Below are 22,139 nucleotides of genomic sequence, written 5' to 3' on the forward strand. Positions count from 1 at the left end.
CCCAAATATAGGAAACGGGGTAGAATCATGAAGAAAGTTGTCATCGCCTTTGTCGCAGGTGCAGTTGTTATGTTCTCCGCTCAGGCGGGAGCTGCTACCTTAATCGGTTCAAAAGTAAACGGGAAGAAGGACGTTAAACTCAACGGCAAGACAATCGGGCAAGCTGCAATTATCGATGGGACAAGCTACCTCCCCGTGAGATCGATGGCAAATAGCCTCAATCTCGGCGTGGACACGAACGGAGGAACGATCAATTTGACTTCTGACGAGTCACAGCCCACACCAACACCTGCTCCTACTGACATTACATTAGGACCTGACCCAACGCCAACCCCTGATATAAAGTCCGAAAAGGAAATTCTGACGGAAAAATTGCAAGGTGTTAATGGGAAAATTTGGAGCCTTAACAAGTTCCTAAGCACTTTCAAACCGATCGTTGAGAGTGGCAAGAGTTCGCCAGAAGGACAAAAGCAACTAGATCAGCAGTTAGAAGACTACAACTCTCAATTAGCCGACCTCCAAAAGCAAAAAGCCGATCTGGAAGCGCAACTGGCTAAGCAGAACTGATTGAATGTCTAAAATGGGTATGATAAGATTAAACTAAAGAAACCGCAGATGCGTGAACATCTACGGTTCCGTCAGTACACAGGTTACGCTAACGCGGTTGGCCGTGACAAGGCGACGGGCAGAAAAGTAGACCGATTACCTTGGGTAGGGGCGGTCTACTTTTTCTTTAAGTAAGTGAGTAAAGCGAGAACGAACATTCCAAAAAGGAACATCAGACTTATCGCTTCGAAAACGCTCACCGGCATCACCTCCTCTCGGAGGGAGTGCCAACCGCCCTTACGGCCCCTATGTACTTAGCTCAATTATACCATTTTTAGCCACCTTCTGGGTGGCTTTTAATTTGAGGAGGATTAAACTATGATTAACGTAACAACCACGTTTTGTCGACATTGCGAAACCGCACGCTTTGACTCCAACATGGATGGTAAATGCCGTTTTTGCAACACACCTCTTGTGAGCAAAAATATAGAACTGCCCGAGATGAGCAGTTCTGAAAGAGAAGAAGCAGAGAAGTATTTGGAAAGCAGAAGAACTGGTAACATGCAAACCGTACATTAGAATTGGCCTTCGATCCAATTCCACACATTAGCTGGAACATTGTACCCAGCTGCGCCTTTTCCTGCAGTAATCACAAGCAGTACGTCGTTACCATCCAAGACATTGCGAATCTTGTCTCGGACAGTGGTTATAGACTCACTCGTGTTCAATAACCATTGTGATTCTGTTGGTCGGGCATATGAACCGTAGCTTTGGAGCACGCGGTATAAGTCTTTATAATCCCTTCCCGGTGCTTTAAGATCATATGTTACGCAGTAGATGGGCATATATGCCTCCTCCTTTCCTCATGTTTTGCAAACCAAAGCACATTTTAGCAGAGTTTGTCTGCCAGAGTCTACCATAGGTAGGCTCTTTTTCTATTCCACGAAAGGAGTTGAGCCTGTGGCTATTTCAAGTCCCACTTCTGGAGATGCATACAGCTTAGGCGTTCGTAATGCGTTGATAGGCAAGGGCGTTTCTGCCGGCGACATCGGTTATGACCCATCCAAGGGCGTGACGGTAAAAGGGCAAACGTTCATCAACCCCGATAAGGTATATCAGGGTTCTGCGTACACAAGCAGCAACAACTTCAACAAGGCGTGGGACGCGTATCAATCGACTCTGAACAATCCTGCACCGTCATCTACTGCCAACACAGGGTACACGGCAAGCGTACAGCCAACAGCGAATCCCTATGCCGCGTACAATCCTTACAGCAATGCAGGGGCTCAGAACCCATACAATAATCAGATCGCAGATGTTATCAAGGCTATACAGGTGATGGCGAGCGGTAATCAGTCCTATGACCCGTACTCTAGCCCAGAGTATGCAGCTCAACAAGCCCAGCAGCAACGGGCAGCGGATCAAAGCATAAGAGCGGCGCAGGAGACAATGGGGTCCGCAGGATTCGGTCGTTCTACGGCGCTCGGAGATGCCGCTCAGACCGCGCAGAACACAGCGAATGAGTATATGCAGCTTCAGGTGGTTCCGCAGCTCATAGCGGCAAATCAGGCGCGACAACAGCAGCAGTTCCAGAATACGCTGGCGGCGCTTGATCCGTTGCTGAATCAGCAGTCCAGGGCGGACAACCTGGTGCAACAAGGATTTAACAATTCCATTGCTCAGGGCCAACTGACTGGGAACTACGTGCCACAGGGTGCCAACGAGATCATCAATCAACTGCTGAACCTGAAGACTCAAGCCGAGGCAAAGGGGATTACTGCAGATCAGCGCACAGGACTCAGCCAGCAGGCGGACGTGCTTCGTAATCAGCTCGCATCCTTGGGCTATAATCCGACTCAGTTTGGATCGAACGTGACTGCATCTCAAGCAAGTCAAAACGTTGGTCAGGGCATGAGAACGTTGGGCGGTCAAGAGATGGACGAGAACGTTAGACAATACAATCAGAACTATGCATATCAGCAGGCACGCGACGCTATCAAGGACAAGCAGTATCAACAAACCTTTGATGAAAACGTGCGTGAACATGATCTTGCATATGCTCTGCAAAAAGCTCAGCTCGCTCATCAAATCAGCAATGATGCAGCGCAACTGGCGATCAGCCAAATGAACGCTCAGACATCGCGAATGAACGTCACTAATGACAATGCCCGAGCTGCCTCTACGGCCAACTTCAACCAACTCATGGACGTTTGGAAGGCTTCTGGAAAGGCGCCGGCAGGGCTAGAGAAATTCGGGATTACGCAAGGGACGTCATTCGGAAGCGGCAGTAATAATGGAATGAGTGAAGAATTGAGCGGATTGTATTCGGGACTCACCTCGGGGAAACTTTCCGCCGATCAGGCATTAAGCGAGATTAACGGTAGGGAACGAATGGGATTTACCACGAAGGAAGATGCGGCTAATATGCGGGCATTTGTCCAGCAGTATCTAGAAGGCGGTTCTGGTCAATCCACGCCGAAACCGCAGCAACCCGCAAAGACAACAGTAGGAAAGTCGGCAACAGAGCTACTGAAAGACTGGGAAACTGATCCGACCGGAAAATCTGCAGGACGCGCTAAATACGATTGGGTTCAATGGATGACGTCTCCACAAGGCTATTCAGCAGGAACGTCCTATGAAGTCTGGAAGGATAAATATGGTCCTAGGTTAGGGGGTTGATTCTCGTGTCATTCAGCAGATTCAATGGCCAGAGTAGCTTCACGCGGTTCAACCAACAAACTGCGCAAGAGGACCCTTTAGACAGACAGATTCAGAACGCCGAAACCCGGATAAAAGATTCGGGGTATAGTCTGAAATCGGCAGATAGGCGTAACTGGTTTGAAAAGGCAACGAATCTACCGCAAGGTCAAAACTGGTTCTTCGATGCTTTAGACCTCCTTGGGCGCCCAGCTCAGGGAGTTCTAAACGTATTAGACAAGAATAACACCATGAACGCGGGCAACGCATTTGCAAGGGGATTCAGCGGCGAAGACAAGGTGCGTGGGTCCGACTTAGTGGACAAAGCTGGAATTCATAACAAAGTCGCGAAGACTGTTCTTGGCACTGGCCTTGAGATCGCTCTAGATCCTCTCACATACGTTCCTGGTGGCGTAATAGCCAAAGGGGTAGGGAAAGGAGCTGGTCTCGCAGGGAAAGCCGTAGGAGGCGCGTACAAAGCGGCAGAAGAGACAATTCCAAGCTTTGCTAGGTTCAGCGAGAACAACCTACGGCCAGCAGCAGAAAACATAAAGGATGGCTTGGGATATATGTTCAAGCCGGACTATAAGAAGGATGTAACCTTAACGGGCGGCAAGAGCGACTTCCTCAAGAATGCCGAGTTGGATACCGAAAATAGCAGGCGGTTCATGAAAGAAAATGCCATGAGCGACTTGGCGAACACCGCAAAGGCGGCAGGGGGAATTGATACCGGCGTTGATGTAGGACGGATCATGGAGAAGGATCTGCAGGTCAACGGTCCGCGCCCATATAGGGAACTATCGAACGATCCGCAGATACTTCAAGCTGCAGATGATTTGATGAAGAGCAATGCGGATATCAGAAATTTTGCTGCAGAGAAGGGAATCGACATCCCCGAACTCTCTGGCTACATGACCCATATCCTCACCCAGGAAGAGAAAAAACGCAGGCAACTAGGTAAGCCGTTCAAGATCGATGTAGGTTCATTTGGAAAAGGAAACCCGAACAAGAAAATACTTGAGAAAAGGAAGCTTGAAGGGTCTGCCGAAGATATAAACCAACAGATGGGCAGGGAATTCTTTAACCCAAACGCATACTTTGCAACAGGTGTGGGCCATCAACGGTTGCTGGATTACATCCATGCAGTAGACTTCAGGCGCAAGGTACTTAGCAATCCAGATTTTGCGCAGCCGTTCCAGAAGGGTATGGACGTCGGCAAGAATGTGGTCATCGACTCAAACAACTACAAATTCCTGAAGGAATCCGGCGATACGCTGGACGGTCTGAATTTGGCCGATAAGGTTGGGGGCCAATACGTCGTTACCCCTCAAGTGAAGATGCTGCTTGATCGATATCAGCGCATGAATAGCGACGAGGGCACAAAGGCGTTCATGAAGGCGTTCGATGGCCTTACAGGTATGTGGAAGAAGATGGCCTTGTTCTCTCCGGGGTTCCATATTCGCAACGTCGCCGGTGCAATGTGGAACAACTATCTTGCTGGGATGAACACCGCTCAGTTAGGAAAGTACACCTTTCAAGGAGCGAAGGAAGTTGCTAAGGCCCTTAGAGGCAAGGAAAGCGCGATGTACAAGGAGTTCCGGTCGCAAGGTCTGGGATCGAGTGGGATGACTCAAGTCGAATTCGGGAGCCTGCGCGAGCCTGAGAAGGGTATTCAGAAGTCGATTGAAAACCTTTCAAAAGATACAAAGGGTAAGGTCCTTCAGCGTACGAATCCCCTGAATGCGTTCAATACTTCACGAGAGGTCGGAGAACTCGCGGACCAGGCCAATCGTTTCGCCCTCTACAAATGGGCTAGAGAAAAAGGAATGACGCCTGAACAGTCAGCAGCCAAGGTTAGGGAGGTTCAATTCGATTATTCCGACCTGACTCCGTTCGAGCAAAAGGCCAGACGAATCATCCCGTTCTACACGTGGTCCAGGAAGAACATTCCGTTTCAGCTCCAACAGTTCGTACAGGACCCGCGTAAATTCCAGAACATCAATAGGCTGCGGCTGAATGCTCAGGAGAACGTTGGGCTGACCGACGAGAACATTCCTGACTACATGAAGGAATCGTTCGCCATGCCTCTCTATGGATCGGAAGGAAAGGGTAGAATGCTCGGGCTGAATCTGCCTTTGAGCGATCTGACGAAGCTCTCTGATCCGTTAAAGCTGGGCGCTGATTCCCTCACTCCGCTTATCAAGACACCAATGGAGCTGGCGACGAACTTCAACTTCTTCAAGGGCAAACCAATCGAGAAGTTCGAGGGACAGACGAAGCAGTATTTGGGTGGGGCGCAAATCCCAATCAAGACCGCCTATGGACTCGAGCAGTTAACCGGCCAGATCGGGAGAGGACTTTCCGATTATCTGCAGACCGACAATAGCGTGGATCAGGACAACAAATTCCGTACACCATCATTCGGTATTAGCTCTCTGGCTAAACCGTTTGATGCGGAAAAGTACGATCATTACGCTAAGTTGGACCAGTTGAAGAAGCTTCAGGACTTCATTTTATATATCGAGCAACAGGAAGGTGCAAAGCCTAGGACGATCGCGCAAATTAAAAAGGGACAGTGATCTACTGTCCCCATCTATTGTTATCTCCTTGGCAACCTCGATCAGTATATGTACATTCAGGAGGATCACCAGAATATTTATCAGACAAATAGATCCATCCGGCAATTCCAAGGACAACTGCGATAATGATTATTGTAGCTAAGTGTTTTTCTACAATGTAACTCCAGCCGCTTTTAAACTCGTATATTGATTCTTCTTCATCAGGATTATTGTTGTTATCCATATTGAACAACCATCCTTATGTTGGGCCTCCTATTGGGGGCCTTCTTGTATTGTTCCATTCTCTTTTTCATACTCAGCGATATGCTGCTCAATGACATACTCTATATGCATTGTTAATGAACGCTTATTTTTACTGGCAATTAGTTTGATTTTCTCGAATACCTCGTCGTTTAATCGCAATGTAAACTGACGTTTGTCTGTCGCCACTTTAACACCTCTGAGAATAATATTGACTTCACTATTAGTTTATCCAAATCAATTCAACATAACAAAGAATCATATTGACAACAAAGTGAATTCAAATTAATATATGTTCAGGAGGTGAATACAAAGTGAATTCAAACAGGAGTCAATTGACGCTTAGGATTACAAGCAGTCTTGATGAAAAGTTATCGGAATTGTCTCAGGCTATGGGCGTATCGAAGAATGCATTTATTCTTATGATTCTTAACAAGGAGGTTAAGCAATGAGGATTATTGAGAGGAATAATCAGCGCGTACTTACCACTGAACAAGTAGCCGAGGCATTCGGAGCAACAGTTCAATTGATTCACAACAATTTCAATTACAACAAAAAGCATTTTGTGGAAGGGAAGCACTATATTGCTCTCAAGGGTGATGAACTCAAAGAGTTCAAAACTTCCTTTGAAATTCAGGGTAAGTTGAAACATTCTCCGGTAATCTACCTTTGGACTGAAAAAGGAGTGTTTCTTCACGCAAAGTCGTTAAATACGGATCAAGCTTGGAGTGCGTACACAGATTTAGTCGACGGTTACTTCAAGAAGGTTGAAGATCAGAAAACGGATTTAACGGCTCTTAGCCCACAACTTCAATTCATGATCATCACCGAACAACGCCAGAACGCTCTTGAGGCAAAGCAAAAGGAACTAGAAGATGAGAACGTCGAGCTTCGCCAATCTATGCGGCACTTGGAATTGGTCGTTGATAACGAAGTGTGGCTAACGGATCATCAGAAGGCGGATATTCAACTCGCGGTCAGGACGAGGATTGGTCAACTCAAATCGGAGAACATCGATGCTCACTTCAGAGGTTTGTTCACGGCACTTAATACTTTCTTCAATGTACCGTCTTACTCGAAAATTCCACGTAAGGATTTTGAAGAGGCAATGACTTTCATCCAAGGATGGTTTCCTAAGAAAAAAGAAGGAACCTCTTCCCGATAACCTTGGCCGGTTTGGAAGAGGCTCACACTCAGGGCTATCGCCCACATACCCACATTATAACCGACAATTACATACATTTAAAGTGGGCGAGCCCTTCAATTTGGAGGGCACATGAAAATAGAATTGGAACTAACCAATCGTCAACACGTCCTCGAACTAGCAGAAAAAACTTTAATGGTCTTCACAGGTGATGACCGTCCTTCTGTTGAAGAATTTGTAATGTTCCTAGAGATGAAAGTCGAAGAAATCAGAACTAAGAGATTAATTGAGGTGATTTGATGAGGATAAGGGATGCTCCGAATGTTTATTAGACTTTCACATCACGCAAGACAGCGATGCCGAGAACGAAGGGTAAGTGAGGAATGGGTAAAGGCTCGCCTCCAAACCATCCCACTGTTAACGGGCGTCCACAAGATTGTATTGCCCGGAACGAAGTTAGAGGTTGTCTATCAGGATGACGAGACATCAAGACTAATCATTACGTTGTACGGCGTTGAGTCTGGAGAAAAGGAGCAGAAGCCAGAAACAAGAAAGTACCTAAAGGACGCAAACGTTCAGGACATGGTGAAGAAAGAGAACCAGAAACACAAGCGACGTAAAAAGAACATCAAGAAGTTTCGCAACAAGTAATGCAATCAAACGAGACCTCCACATGGGGGTCTTTGTCATTTTACAGGGGGTGTAGACCATGAAGGGCGTAGAAAGCTCCATCAAAATGGAGGTAGGCATATTCATCCTGACCGGCAAAGTGGCCGACGAAGACCCGTTGTTCCAGCTCTACGTTGACTCCTTCGGCGAGCGGTTTGCGCGCAGCTTGGTCATCCCCATGGAAGTGCCGCAGACTGAATGACATGGATAGACTTCATAGCTACAGCGGTGAGCAACTTAGCCCGGGATGGGATCAAGCTTACATCGATTCTGGTGGTCGCAGCGGCCCTTATACGGGTCAAGTTCATTCAGAACCTACTGATACCCAAGCGGTTCAGACGGTCGCACACAACGAACACAGCGGTCCTATACGCGGTCAACGAACTCCGTGCCGCCGTACAATCTGGAGGCTTAAATACGGTCCAGCATCCGAACACCTTGACTGCTATTGTCCATGGTGCAGAGTCATCCACACGCCAAACGGCGACATTCCAATCTAAGAGGAGAATGATCATGAAAAGAAAATTTCTCTCGCGTAAGTTTCTTCTCGCGGTGGTATCCGCTGCCCTCATCATTCTGAACGACGGCCTAGACCTCGGCATTGACTCGCAGACGGTCCTTGCATTCGCCGGCATCATCGCTACCTATATCGTAGGCGAATCCGCTGTAGACCTCGCCAAGAAGCCACAAGGAGGGTCCGCCAATGCAGCCAACGAGCCTAATTTCCCCATTGAATCCGAGCAATAAGCTTGCTCAGGTTCCGATCATCGATCTGCGCCCCATTTTGCCACATCATCCTAAATACACGTGGGAGTCGCTGAAGGGGCCGCGCCGGATCGAGGATATCACGACGATCGTATTTCACCACACCGCCATATCCAAGGCTTCCAGCGCCATGTATACGGACGAGCAGATGGCGGTACGAATCGCTCAAAGCCATATCAAGTCAACGAAGAACCTGAGTTCCGGAGAACCGGGGATGCCGTACCACATCTATATCCGCAGCGGAAAGATGTACATCGTCAACAACTTCGAGGCGTTCACCTACGGTGTCGCCAGCAATAACGGATATACGCTCCATATCGCTGTAGAAGGCGATTACGTCAACGTGGACTCTCTGACCGATCAGGACCGGGATGCGCTGTACGCTGCATTCTTCTATGCCCGGTCGCACCTGAAGAACTACCGGAAGTTGTCTGGCCACAAGGAACTATCTGCGACGTCTTGCCCCGGCTACGACATGAACAGGGTCCGGAAGGATCTCGCACAGATCGAGCTTGACTTGTCCCTCATTGACACGCCAAACGATGTGCAGCAGCGGATCTTTGGATTCAAGGCACGCATGACGGACCTATTCAACAAGGGCCTGAACCCGAGCGATCCGAACTATGCTGCAGCTCAAGCAAAGCTGATGGATATCCTGCAGATCGCAATCGACAAGGGATACTACGTACCGTAGGGCCTTCGGGCCCTTTGTATTTATGTTATAATATGGACAGGTGATGTCATGAGAAGGCTATCCAAAAAGGAAAGTTACAAAGATCCCAATAAAATCGTTGGCGTCCACTTAGGGTGGGATCTCAAGCCGCACATTTTCCACGAGGACGGTACATACTTCCCGTCTGAAATCGAACGTATGAAGTATCCTGAATATTTTGCACACGGTGATGGTGTATGGCCTACAGATCCGATCACAAAAGAAAAGTTACCAATGGCAAAAATATAACCCTCCAACCGGAGGGCTTCTTTATTATCCTTGCCTCTTAACCTCCACCTTGTACTCCTCGAACTTCGCATTTTCGATCTGCTTCCCCAGCTTATCGCACATCACCCTCAGCTCATCTTCCAGCACGATCCGTTTGATGCCGAACCGGCTCTTGACACCCCGAACCGTAACGTCAAAGTAAACGATCTCCCCACCCTGGTCATCCTTGCGCACGTTGATGCCCTGGCGCCACATCGCCTTCTGCGCGTCCTTCAAGCGTGCGTTGAAGTATGTGCCGAACATCTTAGTCATGCGCATATTCAGATCCTTGAGCGTGACACGAGAGGTCTCCAGCACCTTAAGTTCGTGCAGCGACTCATGAACCAATTCGGATAGGTGGATGTATTCGCGGATCAATTTAGTTTGCTCTTCGTTGAACTCCATTTGATCACCCCATCTTATTATATGGGGAACGTGCGTTCTTATTCAATGGTGGTTTTTGATAAATTGTCTACATAGACTAGCGTCTACGGACGTCAGCGCGTATTGGGACAATGCGGCCACGGTATGCGCCATGCGGGAGGCCGACCACCGCTGTCTGGTGACGACGGGGAGCTTGACGCACTTCCAGGAAGACGTCAATCGCTGGACGGGACAGGTCGGGGCGCAGTTCGGCATCGACCAGCAAGACTATCAATTGGTACTGCTGCAAGGCAAGTATACGCATGCGGGGGGATTCGGAATGAAAGAGATTCGTAAAGAGACGGGGATCGTCTCGTTGTCCGAGCTTCATCTGGCCGAGAGCGTGCATCTGCAATTGGACAGCGGCAGACTGGACGAATGGCTGGCCGCCGAGGAACGGAACGCGGCCGCGTTCGACGCGGTCGCCGATCCGCTGCTGCGGAAGCTGAATTGGGGCGAACGCATGAAGCGTTCGGATCGTCCCTGGCTTCGCCGTCTGCTCTCCCATCGCGGGAGGGGGCGGTGAGGCCGGAGGCGGGGACGAAGCCCGAACGGTTCTCGCCGACCGCCTACGCCGCCAAGCTGCAATCGGACCGTGGCGCCGCTCCGCTGCTGGCGACGGAGGACGCCGCGCCCGGCGCGCTCGACCTGCGCGCCTTGACCGAGGAAGCGCGCCACATGTTGGCCGCGCCGCGCGGCTGGAGCGAAGAGGAACGCAAGCGCTACGCCGAGAAGCTCAACCGCGCGGTCATCGGATTCCCGCAGGAGCGGGCCGAGCTGCTCGCGATCATCTCGGACTGGATCATCAAGAAGCGGCTGCAGCACATCCCGCATGGGTCGCTGCCTTACGGGACGCTGGCCGAGGCGCTGTTCGCCGAAGTGATCGGCCTGAACGTCCTGGAGCTGGTTCTTCGCCATCGGGAAGGGCTGGAGGAAGTCCAGGTCGTCGGTACCCGCATCTTCGAGGTTCGCGACGGACGGGCCGTCAAGTCCGCTTACCGCTTCAGCGACATCGCGCAGGTGGAGCGGATTCAGCAGAACCTGGTCCTGTTCAACAACGACCGGATCAACCCGCGCAAGCGCTGGGCGGAGGTGCTGCTGCTGGACGGCTCGCGGGTGACGATGACCGGCTTCGGCTTCACCGCCCAGCCGACGCTGACGATCCGGTTCTACACCGTGCGCCGGTTCGATCTGGAGACGCTGGCGCGGCCGGATTACCGGACCATCGACGACGCCGTCCGGCAGATGCTGCTCTGCATCGTGCGGGCCCGCTTCAATATGGTGGTGATCGGCGCGACCAACACGGGCAAGACCCATCTGATCAAGGCGCTGATCTCCGCGATGCCGGACGAGGAGCGGATCGTGACGATCGAGGGACGCTACGAGCTGCGGCTGCAGCGGGATTTTCCCGAGAAGAACGTGGTCGAGTACGAGGCGGAGGAGGACGATCCGCTGCATGGACCGCGGCAGGCGTTCAAGCTTGCGCTGCGGCAGTCCCCGCAACGAATTTGCCATGCCGAGATTCGGGACGAGGACGCCAACATATACGTGCGCGCTTGTACGCGGGGACATGAAGGCAGCATCACTTCGGTTCACGCGAACACCTTGGAGGACGTGCCGGAGGCGATCACGGACATGTGCATGCTGGATGGCCGCGGGATGAATCCGTCTCGTCTGACGAAGCGGATCGCGGAGCATGTGACGCAGATCGGCTTCGAGATGCGGATGGTCGGCGAGAGCCGCAGACTCGTCCGGGTTGGAGAGTTCGCCGTCGAGGGCGGCGAGATCGCCGTTCGGGACTGGGCTCGCTACGACGAAGAGGCCGACGCGTGGAAGCTCCCGCTCGGGCTGACCGAACGGGCGTGGGAGCGGATCCGCCGAATGGATCCCGGAGGTTACGGCTGGCTGCGCGGCCTAAGGGAGGCGAGCGGATGCTGACGGCCGGCATTGCGCTGCTTGGCGGCGTCCTCTTCCTGCTTCTCTATGTCTCGTTGCGGATCGCTTTGGAGCTGTATGGCGGACGATTGTCGCGCGCAAGGCGATTGCGTTCGCATCGGGAGGGCCGCTCGGACGAGAGCTGGCGCCAATCGCGATTCGGGCGCCCCTACATGCACGTGGCGGACTTGCTCGCGGCTGCGGGATGGAAGCTGCGGCCGGATGCGTTCGCGGCGTTGTCCGCAGTCCTGGCATTGGCAGGAGCGGCCGGCGGCATCCTGCTGTTCCAGTCGGCGCGTTCGGCGCTCCTGCTGTCCGGCGTGCTTGGCGTTCTGCCCTACAGCTTGCTGCGCATGCGGCTGATCAGCCGGCAGTTGGCGGCCCGGCTCTATTTTCTCCCGGCGATCGAGTTGTTCTATCAGTGCTATCTGGTGACGGGATCGCGGCATGTGCGGACCGCCCTGCAGAAGACGGTAGAAGAGCGGCAGCTGCCGGGGGAGGCCCAGGCCATCTTCGAGGAGCTCTACCGGAACCTCTGCGTACGGGGAGACGACGAGCGGAGTCTGCGGACATTCGCGTTGGCGATCGGGCATGCCTGGGCCGACTACTTCGTCAGCATGATGAGGGTCGCGCTATCCGAGGGGAACAACATCGCGGACAATCTGAAGGAGCTGATCGACGACATGCGCAAGGCGCGGATGGACGACCAGGCGGAGCGGCATCGCCTGCTGGAGATCCGGATGGCGAACTTCTCGCCGGTAGGGTTCCTCGCGTTGTTTCTGGGGATCAATTTTCGGCTGAACCCCGAGGGGAGCTACCTGTACTACGTCCTGGATCCGGCGGGTAGAGGCATGCTGCTGAACGCGCTCGTCCTGCTATTCGCCTCGTTCTTGATGGGACTCTACTTATCGAGGAGAAAGATGTAGCAGCCGCTGGAGAGGAGGAACCGGGATGACGGATATCAGCTTGGGGATCTACGCGGCGGCGGGATGGGTCGTTCAGTTCGTCCTAGCGGCATGCGGGTTCGGTGCGCTGCTGCGCCTGTTGCTCTATCGCAGGCCGAGATGGCGCGTCGCCATCAAAGGCTGGCGGCTGCGGGAGCCGCCGCTCTGGTGGCTGCGCAGCATGCGATGCGACGCCGAGAGCACGGCGCTCCAAGAGCGCCGGATGCTGCTCGCCGGCTGCGGCATTCGCGTGGCGCCCGCGCTGTACCTGGCCGTCCGACGGAGCGCCATCGCGCTCTCGGCCGCGGCCGCGGCGGCAGGCTATGCGCTGGGGCGGGCCGGCTGGATCTCGCCGGCGCTGACCTGGAACGCGCTGTTCCTGTTCGTGCTGCTGGGGGCTGGCGCGCTGTTCGATCGTCCCTATCTGGAGGCGATCCAACGATACCGGACCGACCGGATTCGCCGGGAGATCGTCGCCGTCGTCAGCCAGTTGCTGTACTATACGGGGTCCCGCTTGCATCTGCACGGCAAGCTGATGCGGTGCCTGCCCCATACCCGGCTGATCCGCGGAGAGATGCAGCTATTGCTGAACGAATGGTATCACGACGCGGATGCGGCGCTCGGACGGTTCAAGACCCGGCTAGGGACGCAGGAGGCCTTCGGCTTCACGGAGACGGTCCGCTCTCTGCGGCTCTATGAGAGCAGCGAAGTTTACGGGATGCTCCGGGAGGTCGTGAGCGAGTACAAGGCCAATATCGAGCTGGCCAAGGCCGGCCGCAAGGAGACGACCTCCTACGTGCTTTTCGTGCTCGCGGGCATTCCGATCCTGTATACGTTTCAGATCTTCCTGTACCCCTGGGTGCAGGAAGCGCAGCGCTTGTTCGACGCTTTGAATCCATAGTTTGAATCCATAGAAAGGAGGTGCGACAATGCGGAACATTCTGATCACCGTCATGATGCTGATCGTCGTAGCTTTGCTGTTCAACACGATCATCGCGAACGACACGACCGGCACCAAAGCGCGCATCCAGACGCACGGCAGCACGGCCAATACGACGCTGGGGAACATGGAACCGTAAGCGAAGGAGGGGCAAGATGCGGCAGATCTTAATTACCGTGATGCTGATCTTAACCGTCGTCGCGATCTATACGGCCGTCGTGGGCGGCGACGGGGGGATGCGGGCGCAGATTCGATCGTCGGGATCGGGCATGGCGGGCGCGATCTCCAGGGTTAGCCCATGAAGCAGTTGCTCGTCTTCGTGCTGTTCGCGGGGATCTTCTGCTGGTTGATGTTCTCCCCGATCTACAAGCACGTCTGGGTGATTCGCCAAGCGCTGCTGCAGCAAGAAGCGGATTACCTGCTCGAGATCGGCGCGAGCGGCCGATACGGCTATATCGACGGGGCGATGGTCGGCGAGTCGCGGACGAGGCTCGCCAGTTACGGCTTCCAGCCCGCAATGCTCATCTATGAAGTCGGTTCGACGACCGGGCAGGAAGGAGACGATCCTTCGTCGCCGCTGCCGCGCGGAACCGGACTGAAGCTGGTTATTCGCTATCCTTACGAAGGGTTGTTGAACATCGACCGGCTGATCGGCGTCGAGCCGCCGTCCGCAGACGCCCGCATGGCGGCTGCCGGCATGAAGATGAGCGAGTACGTGCCATAGGCAGAGGGGACAGAGATGCACAAACTGTTGTTCGGCGTGTTGATGATCGTCGTCTGGTGGATGCTGCACGGAGTGCAAATGGACGAAGAATTGGCGATGGGGACGCTGCACGAGGGCAAGCGCGCCATCGACCGCGCCGCGCATGCGGCCGCCCAACAAGTAGATCGCGACAAGTTGGAGTGGGGCGTCTTGTCCATCTCGTCCGCGGCAGCCCGGACGACGGCGATGGATTACTTGCAGGCGAACCTGCGGCTGGGGACCGATCTCGAGCCGCAGCCGGGCAGTTGGCTGCGCGAGGGGCTGGAGGTGCGCGTCTTTCAAGTCATTAACGAAGACGTCACGTTTCCCTATACTTACCGGAATCCCGAATACGGCTACGAGGTGACGCTGGATCGTCCGGGCGTCGTCCTGATCGCGCATATGAAGTATCCGCGCATCTTCGGCATACTCGCCCCCGTCGAATGGGACCTCAAAGGGACGGCCGAACTCGTTTACACTTGAATGGAGAGCCGATTCCTGACGCCTTCTCTTGCATTTTTGGACATTGCGGAACTTTTTTAGTAGGATAGAGCTACGTCCGCGTTCAACAAGGGGAGGGAGAACCGCGTGCTGAAACTGGGAGAAAAGATCGTCATCGTAGGCGACCGCTTCGAGCAGCATTTGCCGGTCGGGGAATACGGCTACGTTATCGCTTACGATCGGAACAACGACAGCGCCTTCGACTATATCATCCGGGTTCCCAGAGCGAACCGCCAGTTCTACGTGCCTGCATCGGACGTCGAGCTGGAGGAATTGCTGTTGGAGCAAGAAGCGGAGCGGATCGGCCGGGAAGCGCTGATCGATTATGCGCTGGCCACGCGCAACGAGGAACTGTTCAAGCGCATCATGAACGGGGACGAAGAGCCCGCCGAGGAAGAAACGGCCAAGGAAGCGCTCAGCCGGGAGGAGTTCATCCGGCAGGTCAATCTCAAAGCCTGGATCTAAACGATAGCACGACGCCACGACAAGGGAAGCCCGCCGGTTCGAATGAGCCGGCGGGCTTCTATTTTACTTGCAGGGATGTTCGTATTCGTCAGTATCCGTCGCTTAGACGAATAGAGTAAAAACTCAAGCCTGCGCCTGATGGGCGACCGCCCGAACCTCAACGTCGATGTCGCCCCGCGTCGCCTTCGAGTAGGGGCAAGTCTCGTGCGCCTTGTCGGCGACTTCGCGGGTCTGCTCCTCGCTGAGACCGGGGATGTAGACGTCGAGCCGGACGGAGAGCCGGTAGCCCTCCTCTTCGCCCTTCATTAACGTGACGTTCGCCGTCACTTCGGAGTCCTCGCAGTCCAAACGACGGCTCTTGGCGACAGCTTTCACCGCGCTGTGGAAGCAGGCGCCGTAGCCGGCCGCGAACAGCTGCTCCGGATTCGTAGGGCCTTCGGCGGCGGCTTCGTTCGGCGCCGACAGCTTCAAGTTCAGTCGTCCGTCCGAAGAACGGACGAAGCCTTCGCGTCCGCCGCGGGAAGTAACGTGTGCCGTATAGAGAGATTCCATCTCGATCGCTCCTTTTTCTTCATCTAATATGGCGTCGTATCCATGATGTTTGTCTCGATTGGTCATCCGGCCCTGAGACAGGGGGACTTACGCCCGCGCGGTCACCCGCGTCGGCATCGGTACGGGGGAGGGCTTCCCGAACAGGTAGCCCTGCAACAGCGGAACCCCAGCGTTCCTTAAATATTGCCACTCTTCGTCCCGTTCGACGCCTTCCGCCAGCACGACCCCGTGGAAGCGGGAGGCGCGTTCCATCACGTCCTCGATATGGCGCTGCTTGCGTTCGTCGGCATGGCAACCGCTCACCCATTTGCGGTCGAGCTTGACGTAGTCCGGCTTCAGCTCATCCATTACATCCAGCGTCGCATAGCCGTCGCCGACGTCATCCATCGCCAGGCGAATGCCTTGTCTGCGATAGGCCGCGAACACCCGCTTCAAATGATCGAGATCGTCCAGGCGTTCGGTCTCCACCACTTCGAAGACGAAGTCGGCGGGATCCATGCCGCTCATCAGGATCTGTTCGAACGTCGTCTGCAAGCAAGCTTCGGGGCGGTAGATCGACGAAGGCAGGAAGTTGATGAACTTCTTCACGCCGGCGGGAACTTGCCGTTTCGCCAGACGGATGGCGCTGCCGCGCGCCTCGCGATCCAGGAACGAATGCAGCCCCGCTTCGCGGGCCGCCGAGAACAGTTCGGCCGGACGGAAAGGCGGATGGTCCGGCAGCGGCCGGAGCAAGAACTCATACCCGATCGCCGTGCCGTTCAACTGTACGATCGGCTGCATATAGCTGGAGAAGCGCTTGTTCAGAATATAATCGATGACTTCGTGCGGACCGACTCTTGCGAAGAGGCGTCCGATCGGCACCCATCCGTCCGACTCGTCGGCTGGGTTATCCGCTTCTTCTTCGTAGGAGATTCTGCATCTAAGGTTATCTCCAAGATGAGGCTGCAGCTTGCGCTGTACGCCGTTCAAGATCTGCAGCAATTGCTGATGGTTGTCGTATCGGATGCCCCATGTGGCTTGCGACTCGTTACGCGGACCGACAAGTTCATCAAGAATGGCGACGGCGCCCAATTCGTCGGCGGCGAATTCCACGTGGCCGCAGTCGCGAAGGGGCGCGTGACGTTGACAAGTATGGTAGCGTACCATAACCGGTGTACCCTCCTCGTCTTGAGATGATCTTCACTTCTTCCCGACACTTCACCTATTTAAGTATTCCCCGAACTTGTCCGATATGAAACGAATTTGCGGAACGAACGGGAAGGGCGGCGCTTCGGCGGGCCATCTTCGCCGCTCGCTGGGCGGGTCCATTGCGCGGTTATCCGGGGAGGATCCCAAATCGGGATGAAGGCGAAGCCGTTTTTACTTGATTGAGTTCAATCCGCTTGTCCGATATAATAATGAGAATGACTGGATTGATAGCACGACGGGAGGTCCACGTACGATGAGCATTACGGTAAAAGACGTCGAGCATGTCGCCAACCTGGCGCGCCTGACGCTGTCCGAGGCGGAGAAAGAGCAGTTCGCGGGACAATTGAACGCCATCTTGAAATACGCGGAGAAGTTGAACGGCCTGGACACGACGGGCATCGAACCGACCAGCCATGTGCTTCCTCTGGCGAATGTGATGCGCGACGACGAGCCGCGGGAGTCGCTCCCGCTCGAGAAGGCGCTGCGCAACGCGCCGGACGAAGAGGACGGCCAGTTCAAAGTGCCGGCTGTATTGGAATAGCTTATCTAAGGAGGAACACGCGTTGTCTTTGTTCAACTTGCGGTTGTCGGAAGTACATAACCGACTTCACCATAGAGATTTGTCTGTCGCGGAGCTCGTCGAAGCTTCGCTTGCGCGCATCGGCGAGACGGACGGCGATATTGGCGCCTTCCTGACGCTGGACGAAGCGGGCGCCCGCGCCCAGGCCAAGGCGCTGGACGATGCGGCCGGCCCGGAGCGTGGCCTGCTATTCGGCCTGCCGGCCGGCATTAAGGACAATATCGTCACCGAAGGGCTGCGCACGACTTGCGCCAGCCAATTCCTGTCCAACTACGATCCGATCTACGACGCGACCGTCGTCCAGAAGCTGAAGGACGCCCAATCCGTCACGGTCGGCAAGCTGAACATGGACGAGTTCGCCATGGGCGGCTCCAACGAGAACTCCTCCTTTCACGTTACCCGCAACCCGTGGGACAAGGACCGGGTGCCCGGCGGCTCCAGCGGCGGCTCCGCCGCGTCCGTCGCCGCGGGCCAAGTCTACTTCTCGCTCGGCTCCGATACCGGCGGCTCGATCCGCCAGCCGGCGGCCTATTGCGGCATCGTCGGCTTGAAGCCGACGTATGGCCTCGTGTCCCGCTACGGCCTCGTGGCGTTCGCTTCGTCGCTGGACCAGATCGGCCCCCTGACGAAGAACGTCGAAGACGCGGCCTACGTGCTCCAGGCGATCGCCGGACACGATCCGCGCGACACGACGTCGGCGAACGTGTCGATCCCGGACTACGCTTCCGCGCTGACGGGCGACGCGAAGGGACTTAAGATCGGCGTTCCGAAGGAGTACCTCGGCGAAGGGATCGACCCGCAGGTGAAGGCCCGCGTCATGGAGGCGCTCCGGGTGTTCGAATCCATGGGCGCCGTCTGGGAAGAGATCTCCCTGCCGCACACGGACTACGCGATCGCGACTTATTATTTGCTCGCTTCGTCCGAAGCATCCTCGAACCTCGCCCGGTTCGACGGCGTCCGCTACGGCGTGCGCGCGGACAACCCGGACAATCTGCTGGAGCTCTACAAGCGCTCCCGGAGCGAAGGCTTCGGGCCGGAAGTGAAGCGGCGCATCATGCTGGGCACGTACGCGCTCAGCTCCGGGTATTACGATGCCTATTATAAGAAGGCCCAGCAGGTCCGCACGCTCATCAAGCGCGACTTCGATCAAGCCTTCGAGAAATACGATCTCATCATCGGTCCGACGGCGCCGACGACGGCTTTCCGCATCGGAGAGCAAGTCGGCGACCCGCTCACGATGTATCTGAACGATATCTGCACGATCCCGGTGAGCTTGGCCGGCGTGCCTGCCATTAGCGTGCCGTGCGGTCTGGCGGACGGCCTCCCGGTCGGTCTGCAGATCATCGGCAAGCCGTTCGACGAGTCGACCGTGCTGCGCGCGGCCCACGCCTACGAAGGGCAAACCGAACATCATCAGCTGCGCCCGGCGCTGACCTAGGAGGAGCCACCATGTCTGTCGTTTCCAAATACGAGACGGTCGTGGGACTGGAAGTGCACGTCGAGCTGCACACGAAGTCCAAGATCTTCTGCGGCTGCGCGACCTCGTTCGGCGCGCCGCCCAATACGAATACTTGCCCGGTCTGCCTCGGACACCCCGGGGTGCTGCCGGTTCTGAACCGCCAAGCCGTCGAATACGCGATGAAGGCCGCGATGGCCATCAACTGCGAGATCGCGGAATGGTGCAAGTTCGACCGCAAGAACTATTTCTACCCGGACTCGCCGAAGGCATACCAGATCTCGCAGTTCGACCAGCCGATCGGAAGCAACGGCTGGATCGACATCGAGGTGAACGGCGAGACCAAGCGCATCGGTATTACGCGCCTTCATCTAGAGGAAGATGCCGGCAAGCTGACCCATATCGACGGGGGCTACGGCTCGCTCGCGGACTTCAACCGGGTCGGCACGCCGCTCGTGGAGATCGTCTCCGAGCCGGATATCCGCTCGCCGGAGGAAGCCAAGGCGTACCTCGAGAAGCTGAAGGCGATCATGCAATATTGCGACGTGTCCGACGTCAAGATGGAGGAAGGCAGCCTCCGCTGCGACGCGAACGTGAGCATCCGGCCTCGCGGCCAGGAAGCGTTCGGCACGCGGACCGAGCTGAAGAACATGAACTCCTTCCGCGGCGTTCAGCGCGGTCTCGAATATGAAGTCATGCGTCAAGCGGACGTGCTCGACGGCGGCGGCCGCGTCGTCCAAGAGACGCGCCGTTGGGACGAGTCCCAAGGCAAGACGTTCAGCATGCGGAGCAAGGAAGAAGCGCACGATTACCGCTACTTCCCGGATCCCGACCTCGTCCGCGTCCATATCGATGCGGCGTGGAGGGACCGCGTCCGGGCGTCGATCCCCGAGCTGCCGGACGCCCGTCAGGCGCGATATACGTCGCAGTACGGCCTGCCGTCGTACGATGCGGGGGTCATCACCTCTTCGATGAAGCTCGCGAACTTCTTCGAGGAGAGCTTGAAGTATACGAGCGACGCGAAGGCGTCCGCGAACTGGATCATGGGCGACTTGCTCGGTTACCTGAACGCGAACAACTTGGAGATCGAACAGGTGAAGATCACGGGCCAAGGGCTCGGCGAGATGATCCAGTTGATCGAGAAGGGCACGATCAGCACCAAGATCGCCAAGACGGTGTTCAAGGGGATGCTGGAGTCCGGCAAGCTGCCGCAGCAGATCGTCGAAGAGCAAGGCCTCGTACAGATCAGCGACGAAGGCGCGATCCTGTCCATCGTCGACGCCGTCATCGCCGCCAACCCGCAGTCCGTGGAGGACTTCCGCGGCGGCAAGGACAAGGCGATCGGCTTCCTCGTCGGCCAGATCATGAAGGAGACGAAGGGCAAGGCGAATCCCGGGCTGGTCAACAAGCTACTCATGGATCGCCTCAAAGGATAATATATATTTTTAAAGAGAGAGACGGCGGACCTGTCCAAGGCGGGGAGGCCGTCTCTTGCGCTAAAAGGAGAGATGGGCATGACCGCGATCATGCAGCTAGACCTGCGTAAGACGGAGGTCGCAGAGGAGCTGTGGCTGCTTCAACATGCGGCTTATCGGGTAGAGGCGGCCCTCATCGGCGTCCCCGATCTGCCTCCGTTGCGGGACACGGTGGCTACCCTGCAGGCCGCCAGGGAGACCTTCTGGGGCTGCCGCGACGAAGAAGGGGAACTGATCGGCGTGATCGCCACGGAACGGGAGAACGAGACCGAGGTGATCGCCCGGATGATGGTGCATCCGTCCCGGTTTCGCCAGGGGATCGCGGGCAAGCTGTTGGGCCATGTCCTCCAAGCTTCTCCGGCGTCTACCCCGTGGGAAGTGACCGCGGAGGAGCGGAACCTCCCCGCGATCGCCCTGTACGAGCGGTTCGGGTTCCGCGAGGCCGGCCGGTTCCGCCCGCGGGAGGATATCGGCATGATTCGGATGGTTCGTCCCGCAACCAAGACTTGAGTCGGGCTTGAACCCCGCCGCGAATCCGTTGAGGGGATTGTAGAGCCAATGATACAATGTGAAAAATAAGGCGGAGAAGTGTATGCATAATCCATGGATCATTGACGATTGGCACTTGATGCTTCGCTTGTTGCTGTCGGTACTGCTCGGCGCGCTGATCGGATACGAACGGGAGAGAAAGAATCATGCGGCCGGTTTGCGGACGCACACGCTGGTCTGTCTGGGATCCAGCCTCATTATGGTGTTATCCATTTACGGTTTTCCCGAATTCGTCAATCTGCCGGGCGTGAACCGGGATCCCGCGCGCCTTGCCGCGCAAGCGATTACGGGGATCGGCTTCCTGGGCGCCGGCACGATCATGTTCACCGGCAAGTCGATCACCGGTCTGACGACGGCCGCATCCTTGTGGGTCGTGATGGCGATCGGGCTGGCGGTAGGAGCGGGTTTTTACCTGGCCGCGGCTTTCTCCGTTTTTCTCGCGCTAATCGTGCTCTGGGGCTTGAATATCTTGGAGAAGCGGTTCGTGAACCACCCGGGCGAGCATGTCTTCACGGTTACCGTCGACGCGAACAATGTCACGACCGAGCCGATGCAGAGGCTGTTGCAGCAAAGCGGAGCCAAGCTGATGCGGGTTCAGTTCGACGAAGTGACCGATCATATGCGCGGCAATTCGCTCATGCGCATTCGCTTAACGGTGCGCTTGCCGAACACGCAGATGCTAGGGATCGCCGAACAGCTGCGGACGATGTCGGGCGTTACGGCCGTGTCCGCGGAATAACAGAAACTATCCATTTCAATTTCGGAGGATG

Annotated in this window: 30 protein-coding genes; 24 read left to right on the top strand and 6 right to left on the bottom strand. The window is 55.6% G+C overall.

Annotated features, from left to right (window positions below; all coding sequences use genetic code 11):
• Positions 1 to 27 precede the first annotated feature (27 nt).
• Complete coding sequence (locus H7C19_RS18260; RefSeq protein ID WP_185144135.1) at positions 28 to 567, top strand: stalk domain-containing protein; 540 nt, start codon at positions 28 to 30, stop codon at positions 565 to 567.
• Positions 568 to 722: 155 nt separating this feature from the next.
• Here the strand turns inward: H7C19_RS18260 and H7C19_RS35290 are convergent, their stop codons facing one another.
• The gene (locus H7C19_RS35290; RefSeq protein ID WP_221469324.1) at positions 723 to 812 is read right to left on the bottom strand and encodes a putative holin-like toxin; all 90 of its coding nucleotides are present in this window, start codon (positions 810 to 812) and stop codon (positions 723 to 725) included.
• 112 nt (positions 813 to 924) lie between these two features.
• Between H7C19_RS35290 and H7C19_RS18265 the strand changes: the two genes are divergently transcribed.
• The 3 genes from H7C19_RS18265 (at position 925) to H7C19_RS18275 (ending at position 5,822) form a co-directional block, all read left to right on the top strand.
• A complete protein-coding gene (locus H7C19_RS18265; protein WP_185144136.1) occupies positions 925 to 1,125 on the top strand; it encodes a hypothetical protein in 201 nt (66 codons plus the stop codon).
• Positions 1,126 to 1,506: 381 nt separating this feature from the next.
• Complete coding sequence (locus H7C19_RS18270; RefSeq protein WP_185144138.1) at positions 1,507 to 3,225, top strand: hypothetical protein; 1,719 nt, start codon at positions 1,507 to 1,509, stop codon at positions 3,223 to 3,225.
• Positions 3,226 to 3,230: 5 nt separating this feature from the next.
• Positions 3,231 to 5,822 (top strand): hypothetical protein, encoded by a 2,592-nt coding sequence (locus H7C19_RS18275; RefSeq protein ID WP_185144140.1) that lies wholly within the window; start codon positions 3,231 to 3,233, stop codon positions 5,820 to 5,822.
• A gap of 1 nt (position 5,823) precedes the next feature.
• Here H7C19_RS18275 and H7C19_RS18280 read toward each other — a convergent pair whose 3' ends face one another.
• Both H7C19_RS18280 and H7C19_RS18285 read right to left on the bottom strand, forming a co-directional pair.
• Complete coding sequence (locus H7C19_RS18280) at positions 5,824 to 6,045, bottom strand: hypothetical protein (RefSeq protein ID WP_185144142.1); 222 nt, start codon at positions 6,043 to 6,045, stop codon at positions 5,824 to 5,826.
• Between the two features lie 29 nt (positions 6,046 to 6,074).
• A complete protein-coding gene (locus tag H7C19_RS18285) occupies positions 6,075 to 6,251 on the bottom strand; it encodes an Arc family DNA-binding protein (RefSeq protein ID WP_185144144.1) in 177 nt (58 codons plus the stop codon).
• Positions 6,252 to 6,376: 125 nt separating this feature from the next.
• Between H7C19_RS18285 and H7C19_RS35725 the strand changes: the two genes are divergently transcribed.
• The 6 genes from H7C19_RS35725 (at position 6,377) to H7C19_RS18315 (ending at position 9,334) form a co-directional block, all read left to right on the top strand.
• A complete protein-coding gene (locus H7C19_RS35725) occupies positions 6,377 to 6,514 on the top strand; it encodes a toxin-antitoxin system HicB family antitoxin (protein ID WP_185144146.1) in 138 nt (45 codons plus the stop codon).
• Positions 6,511 to 7,227: an ORF6N domain-containing protein gene (locus tag H7C19_RS18295; protein ID WP_185144147.1), complete on the top strand. Its 717-nt coding sequence runs from the start codon at positions 6,511 to 6,513 to the stop codon at positions 7,225 to 7,227. Before H7C19_RS35725 ends, H7C19_RS18295 begins: the two co-directional genes overlap by 4 nt.
• 111 nt (positions 7,228 to 7,338) lie before the next feature.
• The gene (locus H7C19_RS18300) at positions 7,339 to 7,506 is read left to right on the top strand and encodes a hypothetical protein (RefSeq protein ID WP_185144149.1); all 168 of its coding nucleotides are present in this window, start codon (positions 7,339 to 7,341) and stop codon (positions 7,504 to 7,506) included.
• A gap of 409 nt (positions 7,507 to 7,915) precedes the next feature.
• A complete protein-coding gene (locus tag H7C19_RS18305; protein ID WP_185144151.1) occupies positions 7,916 to 8,077 on the top strand; it encodes a hypothetical protein in 162 nt (53 codons plus the stop codon).
• Between the two features lie 311 nt (positions 8,078 to 8,388).
• Positions 8,389 to 8,622, top strand: coding sequence for a hypothetical protein (locus H7C19_RS18310; protein ID WP_185144153.1), 234 nt, complete (start codon positions 8,389 to 8,391; stop codon positions 8,620 to 8,622).
• The gene (locus H7C19_RS18315; protein ID WP_185144155.1) at positions 8,579 to 9,334 is read left to right on the top strand and encodes a peptidoglycan recognition protein family protein; all 756 of its coding nucleotides are present in this window, start codon (positions 8,579 to 8,581) and stop codon (positions 9,332 to 9,334) included. The genes H7C19_RS18310 and H7C19_RS18315 overlap by 44 nt, the downstream gene beginning before the upstream one ends.
• A 291-nt stretch (positions 9,335 to 9,625) precedes the next feature.
• Here H7C19_RS18315 and H7C19_RS18320 read toward each other — a convergent pair whose 3' ends face one another.
• Complete coding sequence (locus H7C19_RS18320; protein ID WP_185144157.1) at positions 9,626 to 10,024, bottom strand: YhjD family protein; 399 nt, start codon at positions 10,022 to 10,024, stop codon at positions 9,626 to 9,628.
• A gap of 130 nt (positions 10,025 to 10,154) precedes the next feature.
• On the opposite strand from H7C19_RS18320, the gene H7C19_RS18325 reads away from it, so the two are divergent.
• The 9 genes from H7C19_RS18325 to H7C19_RS18365 all read left to right on the top strand — a co-directional run bounded on the left by H7C19_RS18325 (position 10,155) and on the right by H7C19_RS18365 (position 15,569).
• Entirely contained in the window at positions 10,155 to 10,568 is a 414-nt protein-coding gene (locus H7C19_RS18325) for a hypothetical protein (protein ID WP_185144159.1), read from the top strand.
• On the top strand, positions 10,565 to 11,980 hold the full coding sequence (locus H7C19_RS18330; protein ID WP_185144161.1) for an ATPase, T2SS/T4P/T4SS family: 1,416 nt from the start codon (positions 10,565 to 10,567) through the stop codon (positions 11,978 to 11,980). Before H7C19_RS18325 ends, H7C19_RS18330 begins: the two co-directional genes overlap by 4 nt.
• Positions 11,974 to 12,903 carry a type II secretion system F family protein gene (locus H7C19_RS18335; protein WP_246469590.1) on the top strand — a complete coding sequence of 310 codons (930 nt, stop codon included), beginning with the start codon at positions 11,974 to 11,976 and terminating at the stop codon, positions 12,901 to 12,903. Before H7C19_RS18330 ends, H7C19_RS18335 begins: the two co-directional genes overlap by 7 nt.
• Before the next feature lie 25 nt (positions 12,904 to 12,928).
• Complete coding sequence (locus H7C19_RS18340) at positions 12,929 to 13,822, top strand: hypothetical protein (protein ID WP_185144162.1); 894 nt, start codon at positions 12,929 to 12,931, stop codon at positions 13,820 to 13,822.
• Positions 13,823 to 13,850: 28 nt separating this feature from the next.
• Entirely contained in the window at positions 13,851 to 14,000 is a 150-nt protein-coding gene (locus H7C19_RS18345) for a hypothetical protein (RefSeq protein ID WP_185144164.1), read from the top strand.
• A 16-nt stretch (positions 14,001 to 14,016) separates the two neighbouring features.
• Entirely contained in the window at positions 14,017 to 14,163 is a 147-nt protein-coding gene (locus tag H7C19_RS18350) for a hypothetical protein (RefSeq protein ID WP_185144166.1), read from the top strand.
• Positions 14,160 to 14,585: a hypothetical protein gene (locus H7C19_RS18355; protein WP_185144169.1), complete on the top strand. Its 426-nt coding sequence runs from the start codon at positions 14,160 to 14,162 to the stop codon at positions 14,583 to 14,585. The genes H7C19_RS18350 and H7C19_RS18355 overlap by 4 nt, the downstream gene beginning before the upstream one ends.
• Positions 14,586 to 14,600: 15 nt before the next feature.
• Positions 14,601 to 15,086, top strand: a complete 486-nt coding sequence (locus H7C19_RS18360; RefSeq protein WP_185144171.1) for a hypothetical protein — start codon at positions 14,601 to 14,603, stop codon at positions 15,084 to 15,086.
• 105 nt (positions 15,087 to 15,191) lie between these two features.
• A complete protein-coding gene (locus H7C19_RS18365; protein WP_185144173.1) occupies positions 15,192 to 15,569 on the top strand; it encodes an ATPase in 378 nt (125 codons plus the stop codon).
• Between the two features lie 123 nt (positions 15,570 to 15,692).
• Here the strand turns inward: H7C19_RS18365 and H7C19_RS18370 are convergent, their stop codons facing one another.
• Complete coding sequence (locus H7C19_RS18370) at positions 15,693 to 16,121, bottom strand: organic hydroperoxide resistance protein (protein ID WP_185144174.1); 429 nt, start codon at positions 16,119 to 16,121, stop codon at positions 15,693 to 15,695.
• An 87-nt stretch (positions 16,122 to 16,208) separates the two neighbouring features.
• Positions 16,209 to 17,267 carry an EAL domain-containing protein gene (locus tag H7C19_RS18375; protein WP_185144176.1) on the bottom strand — a complete coding sequence of 353 codons (1,059 nt, stop codon included), beginning with the start codon at positions 17,265 to 17,267 and terminating at the stop codon, positions 16,209 to 16,211.
• A gap of 295 nt (positions 17,268 to 17,562) precedes the next feature.
• On the opposite strand from H7C19_RS18375, the gene gatC reads away from it, so the two are divergent.
• The 5 genes from gatC (at position 17,563) to H7C19_RS18400 (ending at position 22,108) form a co-directional block, all read left to right on the top strand.
• On the top strand, positions 17,563 to 17,850 hold the full coding sequence (gene gatC, locus H7C19_RS18380) for an Asp-tRNA(Asn)/Glu-tRNA(Gln) amidotransferase subunit GatC (RefSeq protein ID WP_185144178.1): 288 nt from the start codon (positions 17,563 to 17,565) through the stop codon (positions 17,848 to 17,850).
• 22 nt (positions 17,851 to 17,872) lie between these two features.
• Positions 17,873 to 19,327, top strand: a complete 1,455-nt coding sequence (gatA, locus tag H7C19_RS18385) for an Asp-tRNA(Asn)/Glu-tRNA(Gln) amidotransferase subunit GatA (RefSeq protein ID WP_185144179.1) — start codon at positions 17,873 to 17,875, stop codon at positions 19,325 to 19,327.
• An 11-nt stretch (positions 19,328 to 19,338) separates the two neighbouring features.
• Positions 19,339 to 20,781 carry an Asp-tRNA(Asn)/Glu-tRNA(Gln) amidotransferase subunit GatB gene (gene gatB / locus H7C19_RS18390; RefSeq protein WP_185144181.1) on the top strand — a complete coding sequence of 481 codons (1,443 nt, stop codon included), beginning with the start codon at positions 19,339 to 19,341 and terminating at the stop codon, positions 20,779 to 20,781.
• 78 nt (positions 20,782 to 20,859) lie between these two features.
• Positions 20,860 to 21,330: a GNAT family N-acetyltransferase gene (locus tag H7C19_RS18395; RefSeq protein ID WP_185144182.1), complete on the top strand. Its 471-nt coding sequence runs from the start codon at positions 20,860 to 20,862 to the stop codon at positions 21,328 to 21,330.
• Positions 21,331 to 21,412: 82 nt separating this feature from the next.
• On the top strand, positions 21,413 to 22,108 hold the full coding sequence (locus tag H7C19_RS18400) for an MgtC/SapB family protein (protein WP_185144184.1): 696 nt from the start codon (positions 21,413 to 21,415) through the stop codon (positions 22,106 to 22,108).
• Positions 22,109 to 22,139: the final 31 nt, after the last annotated feature.

This window comes from Cohnella nanjingensis (assembly GCF_014212125.1).
GTDB classification, from domain to species: domain Bacteria; phylum Bacillota; class Bacilli; order Paenibacillales; family Paenibacillaceae; genus Cohnella; species Cohnella nanjingensis.